Here is a 14,789-nt window from a genome sequence, read left to right as displayed (position 1 = left end):
CTGCTCGAACGTAAATGAGCGGTCTCAGAACTGGCGCAGGTAGGGGGCCGGCTTCTGGCCGAGGATGCGCCACGTCCCGGCGAGGCCGGCGACGACCGCGAAGATGACGGCGAAGACGGCCACCGCCAGCGCTCCGAGGGGATCGGGCGCGAAGTCGAGACGCATGACGCGGGAGACGATCACCCAGCCCGCGATCGAGCCCGCCAGGATGCCGAAGGCCGCGGTCGCGAGCCCGAGGGCGCCGTATTCGAGGGCGTAGGCCGAGAGCAGCCGCATCCGCGTGGCGCCGAGCACTTTGAGCACCACCGCGTCGTAGAGCCGGGCTCGGTGTCCGGCGGCGAGCGCTCCGGCGAGCACCAGCAGGCTCGCGAGCACGGCGACGATGCTGGCACCGCGGATCGCCAGGACAAGCTTGTGGACGAGATCGTTGACCGCCTCCAGCGCGTCCCTGACCCGCACACTCGTCACCGACGGGAACGCCTTGGCGGCGTCGCGCACCACCTCCGCCTCGAGCTTCGGGTCCGGCCCGTTGGGGAGAGTCAGGGTCGCGAGATCGGCGTGCGGCGCCCCGCGGAACGTGCCGGGGGAGAACACCATCACGAAGTTGATGCCGAGTGAGCGCCACTCGATCTTGCGCAGGTTGGCGACCCGCGCGGTGATCGAGCGGCCGAGCACGTTCACCGTGACCGTACTGCCGACCGTCAGCCCCAGCGACCGTGCCAGCTCGACATCGAAGGAGACGAGGGGCTGGCGCGCCTCCTCCTCGTTCCACCACGTGCCCTCGACGATGGTCGAGCCATCGGGCGGAGCCTCGGCGTAGGTGATGCCCCGGTCGCCGTCGAGCACCCAGGCGGCGTCCTCCGGCGGCTTGATCTGCCCGGCCGGTACGCCGTTCAGCGCGGTGATCCGGCCGCGCATCATCGGCACCCGCTCGATCTTTGCATCCGGCGCGTGCGCGCCGAGGAAGGCGGAGAAGGCGTCCGCGTCGCGCGAGGGCACGTCGAGGAAGAACAGGCTCGGAGCGCGGCCCGGCAGCGAGCTTTCGAGCGCGCGGGTGATGTTGCTGTCGATGGCGCTCAGGGTCACCAGCAGCGTCGTGCCGAGGCCCAGCGAGAGCACCACCGCCGGGGTCAGCGCGCCGGGGCGGTGGAGGTTGGCCAGGGCCATGCGCGGCACCATGCCTTTCGGCCGCGGCAGTCGCGCGGCCAGAACCATCAGCCCCGCGGCAACGAGGCGCAGACCGCCGAAGGCGAGGGCGGCGGCCGCCATGAAGATCAGCGCGATCTTCCGGTCGAAGGCGGTGAAGAGGGCCAGGCCCGCGAGCGCGAGCAGGGCGGCGGCGAGCACCGCGAGGTAGCGCCAGCGCGGGCGGCGTGCGGATGGATCGACGGCATCGCGGAACAGCCCGGCGACGGACACGTCGTGGGCGCGCCCGAGCGGCAGGATCGCGAAGGCGAGCGCCGTCAACAGGCCGTAGGCTCCTGCGAGCGCGAGGCGGGCCGGGGCGATCTCGGGATTGAGCGGAAGGGGAAGCTGGTCGCGGAGCGCGACGTCGAGCCCAAAGGGCAGGGCCGCGCCGATGGCGAGGCCGAGCGCGGTGCTGATGGCGGCGATCAGCATCACCTGGACCAGGTAGAGCCCGACCACCTGCGAGCCCGGCGCGCCGACGCTCTTGAGGGTGGCGATGGAGGCCTGCTTGCCATCGACGAAGGCGCGCACGGCATTCGCCACCCCGACCCCGCCGACGATGAGCGCGGTGAGTCCGACAAGCGTCAGGAACTGTGTGAACCGCTCGATGCCCTTGGCGAAGCGCGGGTCCGCGTTGTCGCGCGAGCGCATCTCGAAGCCTGCTTCGGGCAGGGCCTTCTGCACTGCCGCATTGACGGCGGTCAGGCGTGCGTCGTCGGCGCCGGGCAGTTGCAGGCGATAGGTGAAGCGGTTGAGGCTACCCGGCTGGATCAGGCCGGTGGCGCGCAGCGCCGCGAGTGAGACGAGCAGGCGCGGCCCGAAGCCGATCCCCGATCCGATCCGGTCCGGCTCGGAGACAAGGGCGGCGCGGATCTCGATCGGAAAACCGCCGAGCGTCACCCGATCGCCGACCTTAAGCCCGAGTCGGGTCAGCAGGGCGGGATCGGCCACGGCGCCGTAGACGCCATCCCGCTGGGCGATGAGCGTCTGCACCGGCGCCTGCGGATCGGTCTCGACCGTGCCGACCGCCGGATAGCTCGAGTCGACCGCCTTCAACTCGACCAGGGCCGCGCCGCCGTCGCCCGCCACAGCCATGGCTCGCAGGCTCGCCACCTCCGAGACCGGCGCCTGCCCGTCCAACACGGCGCGCTCGGCCGGCGCCGCCTCGCGGTTGATCAGGCTGTAGGTGATGTCGCCGCCGAGGATGCGTCGCCCCTCGCGTCCGAGCCCGCCCGAGAGCGAGGCGGCGATCGAGGTCACGCCGCTGATCGCGGCCACGCCGAGCGCGATGCAGGCGATGAACACGCGGAAGCCGGACAGCCCGCCGCGCAACTCGCGGAGCGCCAGCCGCAGGGTGAGCGGCAGCCGGGGCGTGGGAGGCGGCTTCGGAGAATCCGGCTGGGACAACGTGCCGTGCATGGGGGCTCAAGCGTTTCGTTGCCGGTCGGGCCGGCCGGGCCAATCTGGGCATTGGTGCGGTCCGCGCAACTGCCCGCACCGCCGCATCGGGATGATGCGGGTCAGGGCAGGGTCACGGCACGGCCACGGGAAGATCGATCGTCACCTGTGTTCCGATGCCCTCCGCGCTCTCGATGGCGATCTGTCCGCGCAGGGTCGACACCACGAGATTGTAGACGATGTGCAGGCCGAGCCCGGTGCTGCCCTTGTCGCGGCCGGTCGTGAAGAACGGATCGAAGATGCGCTGCAGATTTTCTCTCGGGATGCCGCGCCCGTCGTCCCGCACCACCATCCGGATCTGCGCGTCGCCGAGCCGGGTCACGTCGATGAAGAGCGTGCCTGAGCCTCCCTCGGCAAAGGCGTGGACGACGGCGTTGAGCGCGAGATTGCTGACGATCTGCGCCAGCGCCCCCGGATAGGAATCGAGGACGATGCCGTCGGGGCAGGCGAGCCGAACCTCGTGGCCCTTGCGCCGCAGGACCGGATCGAGCGTGCTCATCAGCTCGACGAGCCAGGATCGGACCTCGAAGCGGCGCCGATCCTCCGTCGCCTGATCGACCGCGACCTGTTTGAAGTTGTGCACCAGATCGGCGGCGCGCGTCAGGTTGGCGAAGACCAGTGCCGCGCCCTCGCTCAACCGATCGACGCTCTGCGTCAGGTCGGATCGGCGGATCTGCCCCGAGGCGACGGTTCGGCGCAGTTGTGCGAGGTCGTGGTCGAACGTCGTCGAGGTCGTGAGCGCGAGGCCGATGGGCGTGTTGATCTCGTGCGCCACCCCCGCCACGAGCTGGCCGAGCGCGGCGAGCTTCTCGGCCTGGACCAAGTGGGCCTGGGCGGCCCGCAGTTCGGCCAGCGTCGCCTCCGAGCGCTCCTTCTCGACCTGCAACTCGTGCGTCGTCCGGAACTGGCGCCGGGCGCGAAACTCCCGGGCGCCGACCCCGTAGAGCGAGAGCGCATAGGCCGCGCCGATCTCGGCATTGTTCACGAGCGCGAGGCCGGGATTGTCGTGCGTCGCGAACGTCTCGAACAGGGCGAAGCAGGTCCAGGTCAGCACGGCGAAGACCGCGAACGAGGACACCCGCAGGGGCAGCAGCGTCGAGACGAAGAGAATCACCACGATCAGGCCCGCGGCGCCGTGGTCGAAGCTCGGCCGCAGGAAGACGTAGATCACGCTCAGCACGCAGCCCGGCACGACACAGTAGACGAGGTAGATCTGTTCCGCGAAAGGCCGGGCGCCAGGCCTGGTGAGCAGGAGGGTCGCCGGCAGCAGGACCAGGACGGCGACGGCGAGCCGGAGCGCGGTGGCCACGGCCCAGGCATCCGGGCTGAGGATCCAGTCCATGGCCGAGAACGAGCAGTAGACGAAGGCGCCCAGCACCATCGCGGCCTGCGTGCGGCCGAGGTCGTGGAGCGTGAAGCTCCGCACGAACGACTGTTCCTCGTTCGGGTCGTCGAACCGAAGGCCGAGCTGAATCAGCAGCTTGTGCATCGGGCCAGAGCTACACGCCGACACGGGCTCGGGCGACGTGAAACGCGATCCGTCCCTCGCCTATCCCCAATCCTTCGACCCGTGCCGGCGGCCACCCCCGCACCCTTCCAAGCTCCGGCGGTAGCCGCTACACCGTCAGCCCTGCAATCCGCGGAGCATCGGAAGCCAGCCGTGTCGTCCCTGCGCCTGGGCGTGAACATCGATCACGTCGCCACCGTCCGCAACGCCCGCGGCGGGTTCGCGCCCGATCCGGTGCGCGCCGCCCACGAGGCCGTGGCGGCGGGCGCCGACGGGATCACCGCGCATCTGCGCGAGGACCGCCGCCATATCCGCGACGCCGACATCGCGGCACTGAGGAAGCTGCCGGTGCCGCTCAACCTCGAGATGGCGGCGACCGACGAGATGGTCGGCATCGCGCTCGCCACGCGGCCGCACGCCGCCTGCCTCGTGCCGGAAAAGCGCGAGGAGCGCACCACCGAGGGCGGCCTCGACATCGTTGCCGGCCGCGCGCATCTGGCTCCCCGCATCGCGACCCTGTCGGAGGCAGGCATCCGCGTCTCCCTGTTCGTCGAACCCGACGAGGCGGTGATGGACGCCGCCCACGCTCTCCACGCGCCCGTGGTCGAACTGCATACCGGCTCCTATTGCGAGGCAGTGATCGCGGGTGACGAGCTGAGAACCGCGCACGAACTCGACCGCATCGTGCGCGCCAGCGCCCATGGCGCTGCGCTCGGCCTCGAGATTCATGCCGGCCACGGCCTCACCGTCGAGAGCGTCGGCCCCGTGGCGGCGCTTCCGCAGATCCGCGAACTGAACATCGGCCACGCGCTGATCGCCGAGGCGATCTTCGTCGGCCTGCGGCAGGCGGTTCACGACATGCGTGCGGCGATGGATCGGGCACGGCGGCAGGCCGAGCCGTGATCCTCGGCATCGGGACCGACCTCTGCGACATCCGCCGGATCGAGTCGTCGCTTGAACGCTTCGGCGAGCGCTTCACGCACCGCGTCTTCACCGATGGCGAGCGGGCGAAATGCGACCGGCGCGCCGCCCGCGCACCCTCCTACGCTCGGCGCTTCGCCGCCAAGGAGGCCTGCGCCAAGGCGCTCGGCACCGGCATGAGCCAGGGCGTGTTCTGGCGCGACATGGAGGTGGTCAACCTGCCCAGCGGCCAGCCGACCCTGAACCTGACCGGAGGTGCGCGGGAACACCTCGCACGCATGGTGCCGGCGGGTCACGAGGCGCGGCTCCACCTGACGCTGACCGACGAGCCGCCGCTGGCGCAAGCCTTCGTGATCATTGAGGCAGTGCCGCTCTCGACCCGATCCTAGGTCCATCATAGGTTTGTACCGGCTCATCCTTCGCGTTGCGGGGCGGCGCGGCTTAGTCTAGACCCGCCGCCCAGCACGACAGCCCACCGGCCACAGGGTAGCGGCTGCCGATGACACGGCGGCGCCGGAGGCACACCACTCATGGATACAGGACAGGCGCGCGTGGATCGCGAGGGCAAGACGGAGATCCGGACGGCCGAGCCCGGAACCTGGGCCAGCATCCGGGAAACCGTGAAGGTCGGCGTGCAGGCGCTGCTGATCGCACTGGTGGTGCGCACGCTGCTGTTCCAGCCGTTCAACATCCCGTCGGGTTCGCTGATTCCGACCCTGCTGATCGGCGATTACCTGTTCGTCTCGAAATACACCTACGGCTACTCGAAATACTCGCTGCCGCTGTCCGAGTACCTGCCGTTCCAGGCACATGGCCGGGTCTGGGCCGCCGAGCCGAAGCGCGGCGACATCGCCGTGTTCAAGCTGCCGAAGGACAACGCGACCGACTACATCAAGCGCGTGATCGGCCTGCCCGGCGACAAGATCCAGGTGATCGAAGGCGTGCTCAACATCAACGGCAAGCCGGTGAAGCGCGAGCGCATCGCCGACTACGAGACCCTGGACGCCTTCGACCAGACGGTGAAGGTCGCGCAGTACAACGAGACACTCCCCGGTGGCGTGACGCACCGGGTGATCGAGCGCGATGGCGACCGTGGATTCTGGGACAACACCGAGGTCTACACGGTGCCGGCCGGCCACTTCTTCATGATGGGCGACAACCGCGACAACTCGACCGATTCGCGCGACCTCGCCAGCGTCGGCTACGTGCCCTTCGAGAACTTCGTCGGCCGGGCGGAGATGATCTTCTTCTCCATCGACGAGCGCACCCCCGCTTGGCAGATCTGGCGTTGGCCGTCGGACGTGCGCTGGGGCCGCATTTTCTCGACGATCCACTGATTCCTCACGAACGTGACAGCGACGGGACGATCCGCCGTTCTCCCTCGGGACGGATGGCGATGAGTGAGGACGGCGAAGGCGCCGCTCACTCCAGTCGCGCCCGGCGCGCGCACCGTCCGCGGCCGAGCCTCGAGGTGCTGGAGGCGCGCATCGGTCATGTTTTCGCTGACCGCACCCTGCTCCCCCTGGCGCTCACTCATGTAAGCAAGGCCGGCCCGTCGGGCCGGGTCGGCAGCTACCAGCGCCTCGAATTCCTCGGTGACCGAGTGCTGGGTCTCGCGGTGGCCGAGACGCTCTACAAGGCGCTGCCGGAGGCGGAGGAGGGCGAGCTGTCGCGTCGTCTCGCCGGCCTCGTCCGGCGCGAGACCTGCGCCGCGGTGGCCGAGGCCTGGGAGGTCGGGCCGCATCTCAATCTCGGCCCCGGCGAGATCCAGACCGGCGGGCGGCGCAACCAGACCATTCTGGCCGATGTCTGCGAGGCGATTCTCGGCGCGGTGTTCCTCGATGCCGGCTACGAGGCGACGCGGGCCATCGTGCAGCGCGCCTTCCGCCCCGGTGAGGAAACCGCGGCGCCGCGCGGGCGCGACGCAAAATCGGCCTTGCAGGAATGGGCGATGGCGCGCAGCCTCGCGATCCCGGTCTACGAGGTGGTGGAGCGCTCCGGCCCCGACCACGCCCCGGTCTTCCGGATCGCGGTGCGGGTCGACGGCATTGAACCGGGATACGGTGAGGGCGCCTCGAAGCGCGTGGCGGAGCAGGAGGCGGCCCGGACCGTGCTCGCGCGCGAAAACATCGGCGGGACGCAGGGACAGGATGGATCAGGTGGTTAGGTCGGATGTCTGAGCACGAGCCGGAACACGAGGCTGACGAAGGCGCACCGCCTCAGGCAACGCGAGCGGGCTTCGTCGCGCTGATCGGCGTGCCGAATGCCGGCAAGTCGACCCTGCTGAACGCACTGGTCGGCGCCAAGGTCTCGATCGTGTCCCGAAAAGTCCAGACGACGCGGGCGCTGGTACGCGGCATCGTCATGGAGGGCGAGGCGCAGATCGTGCTCGTGGACACCCCCGGCATTTTCGCGCCGAAGCGCCGCCTCGACCGGGCGATGGTGCACTCCGCCTGGAGCGGTGCGGCCGACGCCGACGCGATCTGCCTGCTGATCGATGCCCGGAAAGGGGCGGACGACGAGGTTGAGACCATCCTGCGCCGCCTGCCCGAGGTGAAGCGCCCCAAGATCCTGATCCTCAACAAGATCGACCTCATCGCCCGCGAACGCCTGCTCGAACTGGTAGCCAAGCTCAACGCGATGGTGCCGTTCGAGGACACCTTCCTGATCTCTGCGCTCAAAGGCGACGGTGTCGCCGACCTGCGCAAGGCGCTGGCCGCCCGGATGCCGCCCGGCCCCTGGCTCTACCCGGAAGACCAGATCTCGGATGCGCCGCTGCGGATGCTCGCCGCCGAGATCACACGGGAAAAGATCTACGACCGGCTGCATGAGGAGCTGCCCTACCGCTCCACCGTCGAGACCGACCAGTGGCAGGTGCGGCCCGATGGCTCGGTGCGCATCGAGCAGACGATCTTCGTCGAGCGCGAGAGTCAGCGCTCGATCGTGCTGGGCAAGAATGGTCAGACCATCAAGGCGATCGGGCAGGCGGCACGCCTGGAGATTACCGAAGTGGCCGAGGCCAAGGTGCACCTGTTCCTGCACGTGAAGGTCCGCGAGAACTGGGCCGACGATCCCGCGCGCTATCGCGAGATGGGTCTCGAATTCCCGACCGGCTGACCTTTATCTCTCTCCGTCCGATCTCCGCCCCATCCTGAGGTGCCGGCGCGAAGCGGCGGCCTCGAAGGATCTTCCAGAAGACGCGCGATTACTGGAATACCCTTCGAGGCCCGCTGGCGCGGGCACCTCAGGATGAGGGACAGATTGGGTGAACCCTTCTGTGCCGATCGCTGCGGCTCGAACACCAAACCCCATGCCTCATCCTGATCCCGACATCCGGGCCATCCTCTATGGCCTCCCGCCCGCCGAACTCGCGGCCGTGCCGGAACGCGCCGCCCAAGTCTCGCCGCTGATCCCCGGCTCAGCGCGGCTGGAGGATGTCGCCGAGGCAAGCCTTGAGGCCGCCCTTCTGCTGGCACCGCCCGGCACGGTCGAGCGGCGCTACGCCCTGGCGCTGGCGATCCGCGCCGTGCGGCCCGGTGGGCGATTGGTGGCGCTGGCGCCCAAGGACAAGGGCGGCACGCGGCTCGCCAAGGAACTGCGCGGCTTCGGCTGCGCCGTCACCGACGAGCCGCGCCGCCACCACCGCATCTGCACCGCGACGCGGCCTGAGACGCCCGTCGGCATCGAGACGGCGGTGGCGGGCGGGGCTCCGCGCCACATCGACAATCTCGCGCTCTGCACGCAGCCCGGCATCTTTTCGTGGGACCGGCTCGATCCCGGCAGCGCCCTGCTGCTGCGCCACCTGCCGCCGCTGTCGGGGCGGGGCGCCGATTTCGGCTGCGGTCTCGGTATCCTGGCCCGCGAGGTTCTGAAGTCCGAGAAAGTCGCGTCGCTCGCGCTGATCGATCTCGACCGCCGCGCGGTCGAGATGGCCCGGCGCAATGTCGGTGACCCGCGCGTCAGCCTGCACTGGGCCGATCTGCGAGGGCCGGAGCCGGCCCTGTCGGGCCTCGACTTCGTCGTCTCGAACCCACCCTTCCACGATGGCGGCGCCGAGGATCAGGCGCTCGGCCAAGCCTTCATCGCCCGCGCGGCCGCCGCCCTGCGGCCGGGCGGCACGCTGCATCTCGTCGCCAACGCCCATCTGCCTTACGAGGCGCCCCTGCGGGCCGCCTTCCGCACCGTCACGCCGGTAGTGACGGAAGGAGGCTACAAGCTGTTCGAGGCGCGCAAGTGATCGAGACCAGCAAGTGAAGGCCGTCCGCCTCGACCGGCTGTTGGCCAATCTCGGCTACGGTTCGCGCCGGGAGGTCGAGGGGCTGGCCCGGGCCGGCCTCGTCCGGCTCGACGGGCAGGCCCTGAGGGATGCCTCGCAGCGCATCGCGCTCGAGCCCGACCTCTCCGCCCGTATGACGGTGGAGGGGAGGGGGCTCGATCCACTGCCCGGCGTCTGCCTGTTGCTGCACAAGCCGCTCGGCGTCACATGCTCGCACAAGGAGGCTGGGCCGCTGGTCTACAGCCTGCTGCCCGAGCGCTGGCGGCGGCGCGATCCGGCGCTCTCCACGGTCGGGCGCCTCGACAAGGAGACCTCGGGCCTCCTGCTGATGACCGACGACGGCGCACTCCTGCACCGGATCATCTCGCCGAAGGCCAAGGTCTCCAAGCGCTACCGGGTAACGTTGGCCCGCCCGCTCCAGGGCGACGAGACCGCGATCCTCGCCTCCGGCGAACTGATGCTGGACGGCGAGGACAAGCCGCTCCTGCCGGTGGAGATGGAGGCGGACGACCCGACCCACTGCACGGTCACCCTGCACGAGGGCCGCTACCATCAGGTTCGGCGCATGTTCGCCGCGCTCGGCAACCATGTCGACGCGCTTCACCGCGACCGCGTCGGCGGCCTGGCGCTCCCCGCCGATTTGCCGGCAGGGGAGTTCCGGATCCTGGGGCCGGGCGAGATCGCCACCGTGTTCGAGGGGTAGCGGTCTATCCGGCGACGGCCCTGCGCCGGGCGAGGCGCCGGTCGAGGAGCACCAGCGCCCATCCGACGCCGAGGAAGGCCGCCGCGATCACCCCGGAATAGGCCGCGACCGGCCCCCAGCCGATCTTCCCCACATCGAGGAACGGATAGGGATAGCGGGCGTCGTAGGCGCCGCGCACGAGCGTGTAGCCGAGATAGATCAGCGGATAGCTCGCGAACAGCGCGAGGTCGCGGAGCGCGAGGCGCCCCTTCGGCACGAAGACGAGCCAGAACAGCGGCACCAGGACCGGCAGCACTTGGTGGAGCAGGACGTCGCCGACGAGGTCCCCACCCCTCAGGGTCTTGACCCCGTAGAGCAGCAGCCGCTGCACGAGTCCGACGAGCAGGGTCGCGAGCAGGGTCGTGGCGACGAGCCGGGGCTGAGCCAGGGTCGGCACCCGCAGGGCGATCCCGCCGAACACCGAGAGGACGAGGAACCCGGTCAGGTTCGTGAAGTAGGCGGCCATGATCCAGGCCGTGAGCGGCACCGAGCCGGTTCGGCCGAACACGGCGGAGAAGCCGAACCCGACGCCGATGGCAGCACAGAGCGCGATCAGGGCCGCGGCAAGGCGAGCGCTTCGCGAATTCATGGTCGGTCGAGTTGGAGCCGGGGAGGGGAGCGTTCTGGCCGCCCATCGTGACCATGACATGACGCGGACGGCTTGACAGGTCAGGCCCGGTGCCGGACGCCACGCCACCGTGCTGCTCGACCTCCTGCATCTTCTGACCACGCCCGCGCCGCAGGCCCAGCGCCGGCTCGGCTACCTGCGCGACAGCATCTGGCTGATGTCGCGCGCCCGCCGCTGCCGCCGGGCCTGGGCGCCGCATCTCGAGGCGAGCCGGGCCGTGATGCGCGCGGCCATCGCCGCCTGCGAGCGGCGCGACACCGCCGTGGTGCTGGGCTCCGGCCTCCTGCTCGATGTGCCGCTGGAGGATCTCGCCGCGAGCTTCCGGCGTGTCGTGCTGGTCGATGCCGTGCATCTCCGGTCCGCCCGGCGGGCGATCCGCGCTTTTCCCAATGTCGAGGCGCTGACGGCGGATCTCAGCGGCGCGATGGCGCTGATGACCGGCGCCGCGCACGATCTCGCGCCGCGCCTGCCGCCGGTCTGCGCCGAGCCGGCCACCGGTCTCGTCATCTCGGCCAACCTCCTCTCGCAGCTGCCGATCCGCCCGGTCGAGCGACTGGAGGCTTCGCGTCATCCCCTCGGAGCCTGGGAGCCTTCGGCCGGCGACGCCTTCGGCCGGCGGATCGTCGAGGGCCATCTCAAGGCCCTGGCGGGCCTGAAGGCGCGGGTCTGCCTCGTCACCGACATCGACGAGGTCGGAGAGGATCGGCAGGGGCAGGTCCGGGCGCGGCACGACCTTCTCTACGGCGTGCGGCTCGAAACCCCTGAGCGGGCCTGGACCTGGGAACTCGCGCCCTTCGGCGAGACCGCCCGCAATCGGCGCCTGATCCACCGCGTCGTGGGCTTCTCGGATTGGCGGCCGTGATGGAAGTGGCCGGTTCCGACGTAACGGGGAGCCGCATGAGCCTTAGAGCAAAATAAGAAGTCGGAAGCATAACTTCGGCTGCCCAGCGGTGCGGAAGGGTTTATCTGGCAAAATCGTCCGAAATGGCCATCTCGACTATTGGGATCGAGAGGGAGTGTTTGGAAGATGGATGCGGGAAAACCAGAAAAGCATTCGGGAGGTTTTTGCACGATGCGCCGCTTCTCCGCCCTGTTTTTGGCCGCAGCGCTTATGCCCGGTGCCGCCAGCGCCCTGTCGATGACGGACACGCTGGAGGCGTGGCGGCAAAGCTCGGCCAAGGATCGCCTCCAGCTCGCGACCCGCTTCGGCAAGTCGTTCGTGTCGGTCAACGAGAGCTTCACCGCGGGCTACTTCGTCAAATGCATCGACGAGGTGGCCGGCTACGCCAACGCGCAGAAGGCGAAGATCGAGGACGCCGTGCGCGAATGCGTCGCCTCGCAACTCCGGATGACCGGCAAGGGGCAGGCGGACGAGTAGGCGTCCTCAAATCTCGATCTCGGTGCCGATCTCGATCACCTGTCGGGCCGGCACGCAGAAATGCGCGCCGGTGCGCTCGGCGTTGTTCTGCATCACCGCGAAGACCGTCTCACGCCAGTCCGACATGCCGCGCTGGTTGGAGACGGGAATGATCGTCTCGTGGCCGACGAAGACGGTGAGATCCGCCGTGAATTCCCCCGGCAGGAGACCGGCACCGACGGCGCAGTCCAGACCCTCGGGAATCGAGGCCGACTGCATGAAGCCGTAACGCAGCACCACGCGGCGGATGTCGGGGGTGATCTCGATGACGCGGGCGCGCTCCTCCCGCGGCACCGTCGGGGTTTCCTCGAACAGGGCGGTCACGATCAGCACGCGGGCGTGCAGCGCGCGCAGGCGCTCGACGAAGCGCATCATCGGCAGCGGGATGCCCTCGGTCGCCGAGGACAGGAAGGCGGCTGAGCCCGGCAGGGTCATCGGCGCATCCTGGCGCAGGCCTTCGAGGAACTGCGCCTCCGGCTGGCGCAGGCCCGTGCGGGCCTCTTCCAGGCAGAGATTGCCCTTGCGCCATGTCAGCATCAGGAAGGCGATCACGCCCGCCAGCAGCAGCGGAAACCAGCCGCCCTCGAACAGCTTCACGCTGTTGGCGGAGAGGAAGATCAGGTCGATGACGAGGAAGAAGCCGTTGACCGCGAGCACCACGGGCAGGCCGAAGCCCCATTTGCGGGCGATGAGACCGGCGAGCAGGGTCGTGATCGCCATCAGCAGCGACACCGCGATTCCGTAGGCACCGGCCAGCGCGTCGGAGGAGCGGAAGATGAGCACTGCCGAGATCGTCGCGGCGGCGAGCACCCAGTTCACGAGCGGCACATAGATCTGGCCGCTCTCGTCGGGGGCGGTGTGGACGATGTGCAGCGGCGGCAGGAAGCCGAGCTGGATCGACTGCCGGGTCAGCGAGAACACGCCCGAGATCACCGCCTGCGAGGCGATGACGGCGGCGAGCGTCGCCAGCCCGATCAGCGGGTAATGCAGGACGCTCGGCGCGAGACGGTAGAACGGGTTCTCGGCGGCGGAAGGGTCGACCAGCAGGATCGCGCCCTGTCCGAAATAGTGGATGACCAGCGCCGGGAGCACGAGGACGAACCACGCGACGCGAATCGCCCGCGCGCCGAAATGGCCGAGATCGGCGTACATCGCCTCGCCGCCCGTAACCGCGAGGAAGGCCGCGCCGAGCATCGCGAAGCCGACATGAAGGCCGGCATGAGACGTGAACTCGACCGCGCGCAGCGGATTGATCGCCGTTAAAATCTGCGGCGCCTGCACGATACCGCCCATGCCGAGCGCCGCCAGAACCAGGAACCAGACCAGCATCACCGGCCCGAAGATTTTTCCGATGAAGGCGGCGCCCCGGCGCTGTACGAGGAAGAGCGCCACGAGGATCACGAGCGCAATCGGCACGATGAAGCGATCCAGGGCGGGGGCGTCGACCCGCAGGCCCTCGACTGCCGAGAGGACCGAGATCGCCGGCGTGATCGCCCCGTCGCCGTAGAGCAGGGCGGCGCCGATGAGACCGACCACGAGCAGCAGCGCCTGCCGCGAGCCCGGCTGCGCATGGCGGGTGCCGAGCAGCGCCAGCATTGCCACGATTCCGCCCTCGCCGCGGTTGTCGGCGCGCAGGATCAGCACCGCGTATTTCAGCGCGACGACGAGGATCAGCGCCCACAGGATCAGCGAGACGGCGCCGGTCACCGCGACGGGGCTCGGATCGCCTCCAGGGCTCGCGGCGCGCACCGCTTCCTTGAGGGCGTAGAGCGGGCTCGTGCCGATATCACCGTAGACGACGCCGAGGGTCGCGATGAGAAGCCCCGCGCCGAGGCGGCGGCCGGGGCCCGAAACATCGGCTCCCGAAGTGTGTGCAGCGTCCTGGTCCAAGGCAACGCTCCGGAGGCGGGGCCGATCGTGGCGGCTCAGCTATGGACGGCGTGGCCGACGTCCATAGCGCAGGTTCGAGAATCGTGTGGTGATGTCAGGGATCGCGAGGGGCGGGCGCCTCAGAGGGCGCTTTGTCCAAGGCCGGGCGCCCGTCGCGCAGACGGGCGGCTGCGGCGGCAGCCTTCTCGGCGATGCGGCGGCGCAGGTCGTCGGACAGTTCGATATCGACGAGGCGCCAGCTCCAGTCGCGCAGGCGCAGGCGGATGCGGAACTGCTCTTGGCGGGGACGGTCCGGCGGCACGGCGATCAACACGGAGCGGAAGCCGCGCATGTCGGAGGCAAGATAGTAGCGCAGGAGTCGCCCGACATCGGGGATGCGCAGGCCGTCACGCCGCTCGTGCCGGCCGGTCGGCGCGGCGAGATCGGCACCTTGCGGCCAGCCGTCGTCGAGCAGATCGATCACGGCTTTGGGGGTCAGGGCCGATTCCATCACCGGGAGCGCCACCGCCGCCGCCGCGTCGGCGATGCGCTGCCGCTCGCGCGGATCGAGGGCGTTGCTGTCGGCCTTCACAGCGGCGCTGATCTGCCGGGCGAGCGACAGGCGCAGCGTGCGGAAGTTGACCCGCTGTTCGACCGAAGCGGCGTCGCCCGCCTGAACTGCCGCGGCGAAGCCGTAGAGCGACCAGAACGGCGTCAGCGTGTAGGCGAACCAAGCCGCCACCGCGAGAAGGGGAATGAGCCACCACCGCATCGGATCAGCCG

At 69.7% G+C, this 14,789-nt stretch carries 14 protein-coding genes; 9 read left to right on the top strand and 5 right to left on the bottom strand.

Annotation, left to right across the window (positions count from 1 at the left end; all coding sequences use genetic code 11):
- Positions 1-24: 24 nt before the first annotated feature.
- Positions 25-2,607 (bottom strand): ABC transporter permease, encoded by a 2,583-nt coding sequence (locus tag FHU13_RS19630; protein WP_183437537.1) that lies wholly within the window; start codon positions 2,605-2,607, stop codon positions 25-27.
- A 112-nt stretch (positions 2,608-2,719) separates the two neighbouring features.
- Positions 2,720-4,135 carry a sensor histidine kinase gene (locus FHU13_RS19625; RefSeq protein WP_183437536.1) on the bottom strand — a complete coding sequence of 472 codons (1,416 nt, stop codon included), beginning with the start codon at positions 4,133-4,135 and terminating at the stop codon, positions 2,720-2,722.
- A gap of 171 nt (positions 4,136-4,306) precedes the next feature.
- Between FHU13_RS19625 and FHU13_RS19620 the strand changes: the two genes are divergently transcribed.
- From FHU13_RS19620 to FHU13_RS19590, 7 genes are all read left to right on the top strand, one after another.
- Positions 4,307-5,056: a pyridoxine 5'-phosphate synthase gene (locus FHU13_RS19620; RefSeq protein WP_183437535.1), complete on the top strand. Its 750-nt coding sequence runs from the start codon at positions 4,307-4,309 to the stop codon at positions 5,054-5,056.
- On the top strand, positions 5,053-5,463 hold the full coding sequence (gene acpS, locus FHU13_RS19615) for a holo-ACP synthase (protein WP_183437534.1): 411 nt from the start codon (positions 5,053-5,055) through the stop codon (positions 5,461-5,463). The genes FHU13_RS19620 and acpS overlap by 4 nt, the downstream gene beginning before the upstream one ends.
- Positions 5,464-5,604: 141 nt before the next feature.
- Positions 5,605-6,411, top strand: coding sequence for a signal peptidase I (lepB, locus tag FHU13_RS19610; protein ID WP_183437533.1), 807 nt, complete (start codon positions 5,605-5,607; stop codon positions 6,409-6,411).
- Between the two features lie 59 nt (positions 6,412-6,470).
- Positions 6,471-7,241 (top strand): ribonuclease III, encoded by a 771-nt coding sequence (gene rnc, locus FHU13_RS19605; RefSeq protein ID WP_183437532.1) that lies wholly within the window; start codon positions 6,471-6,473, stop codon positions 7,239-7,241.
- Positions 7,242-7,246: 5 nt separating this feature from the next.
- On the top strand, positions 7,247-8,191 hold the full coding sequence (gene era, locus FHU13_RS19600; protein WP_183437531.1) for a GTPase Era: 945 nt from the start codon (positions 7,247-7,249) through the stop codon (positions 8,189-8,191).
- Positions 8,192-8,384: 193 nt separating this feature from the next.
- The gene (locus FHU13_RS19595) at positions 8,385-9,311 is read left to right on the top strand and encodes a class I SAM-dependent methyltransferase (RefSeq protein ID WP_183437530.1); all 927 of its coding nucleotides are present in this window, start codon (positions 8,385-8,387) and stop codon (positions 9,309-9,311) included.
- 13 nt (positions 9,312-9,324) lie between these two features.
- Positions 9,325-10,053, top strand: a complete 729-nt coding sequence (locus FHU13_RS19590; RefSeq protein WP_183437529.1) for a pseudouridine synthase — start codon at positions 9,325-9,327, stop codon at positions 10,051-10,053.
- 4 nt (positions 10,054-10,057) lie between these two features.
- On the opposite strand, the gene FHU13_RS19585 is transcribed toward FHU13_RS19590, so the two are convergent.
- Positions 10,058-10,681, bottom strand: coding sequence for a Pr6Pr family membrane protein (locus FHU13_RS19585; RefSeq protein ID WP_183437528.1), 624 nt, complete (start codon positions 10,679-10,681; stop codon positions 10,058-10,060).
- A 109-nt stretch (positions 10,682-10,790) separates the two neighbouring features.
- On the opposite strand from FHU13_RS19585, the gene FHU13_RS19580 reads away from it, so the two are divergent.
- Together FHU13_RS19580 and FHU13_RS19575 are read left to right on the top strand one after the other, a co-directional pair.
- Positions 10,791-11,582 carry a hypothetical protein gene (locus tag FHU13_RS19580; protein WP_183437527.1) on the top strand — a complete coding sequence of 264 codons (792 nt, stop codon included), beginning with the start codon at positions 10,791-10,793 and terminating at the stop codon, positions 11,580-11,582.
- Between the two features lie 210 nt (positions 11,583-11,792).
- Entirely contained in the window at positions 11,793-12,098 is a 306-nt protein-coding gene (locus tag FHU13_RS19575) for a hypothetical protein (RefSeq protein WP_183437526.1), read from the top strand.
- 6 nt (positions 12,099-12,104) lie between these two features.
- Here the strand turns inward: FHU13_RS19575 and FHU13_RS19570 are convergent, their stop codons facing one another.
- Together FHU13_RS19570 and FHU13_RS19565 are read right to left on the bottom strand one after the other, a co-directional pair.
- Positions 12,105-14,027, bottom strand: a complete 1,923-nt coding sequence (locus tag FHU13_RS19570; protein WP_183437525.1) for a potassium transporter Kup — start codon at positions 14,025-14,027, stop codon at positions 12,105-12,107.
- A 94-nt stretch (positions 14,028-14,121) separates the two neighbouring features.
- Positions 14,122-14,778, bottom strand: a complete 657-nt coding sequence (locus FHU13_RS19565) for a DUF2939 domain-containing protein (protein WP_183437524.1) — start codon at positions 14,776-14,778, stop codon at positions 14,122-14,124.
- Positions 14,779-14,789: the final 11 nt, after the last annotated feature.

This window comes from Methylobacterium sp. R2-1, assembly GCF_014191355.1.
Taxonomy (GTDB): Bacteria; Pseudomonadota; Alphaproteobacteria; order Rhizobiales; family Beijerinckiaceae; genus Methylobacterium.
Note: the sequence above shows the minus strand (reverse complement) of the source record. Positions and strands in the feature narration are given on the sequence as shown.

Excerpts from the sequence above, each read along its gene's own strand:
- FHU13_RS19575 (WP_183437526.1), top strand. The coding sequence starts at position 11,793 with ATGCGCCGCTTCTCCGCCCTGTTTTTGGCCGCAGCGCTTATGCCCGGT.
- FHU13_RS19565 (WP_183437524.1), bottom strand. The coding sequence starts at position 14,778 with ATGCGGTGGTGGCTCATTCCCCTTCTCGCGGTGGCGGCTTGGTTCGCC.
- FHU13_RS19595 (WP_183437530.1), top strand. The coding sequence starts at position 8,385 with ATGCCTCATCCTGATCCCGACATCCGGGCCATCCTCTATGGCCTCCCG.
- FHU13_RS19585 (WP_183437528.1), bottom strand. The coding sequence starts at position 10,681 with ATGAATTCGCGAAGCGCTCGCCTTGCCGCGGCCCTGATCGCGCTCTGT.
- era (WP_183437531.1), top strand. The coding sequence starts at position 7,247 with ATGTCTGAGCACGAGCCGGAACACGAGGCTGACGAAGGCGCACCGCCT.
- rnc (WP_183437532.1), top strand. The coding sequence starts at position 6,471 with ATGAGTGAGGACGGCGAAGGCGCCGCTCACTCCAGTCGCGCCCGGCGC.
- FHU13_RS19625 (WP_183437536.1), bottom strand. The coding sequence starts at position 4,135 with ATGCACAAGCTGCTGATTCAGCTCGGCCTTCGGTTCGACGACCCGAAC.
- lepB (WP_183437533.1), top strand. The coding sequence starts at position 5,605 with ATGGATACAGGACAGGCGCGCGTGGATCGCGAGGGCAAGACGGAGATC.
- FHU13_RS19630 (WP_183437537.1), bottom strand. The coding sequence starts at position 2,607 with ATGCACGGCACGTTGTCCCAGCCGGATTCTCCGAAGCCGCCTCCCACG.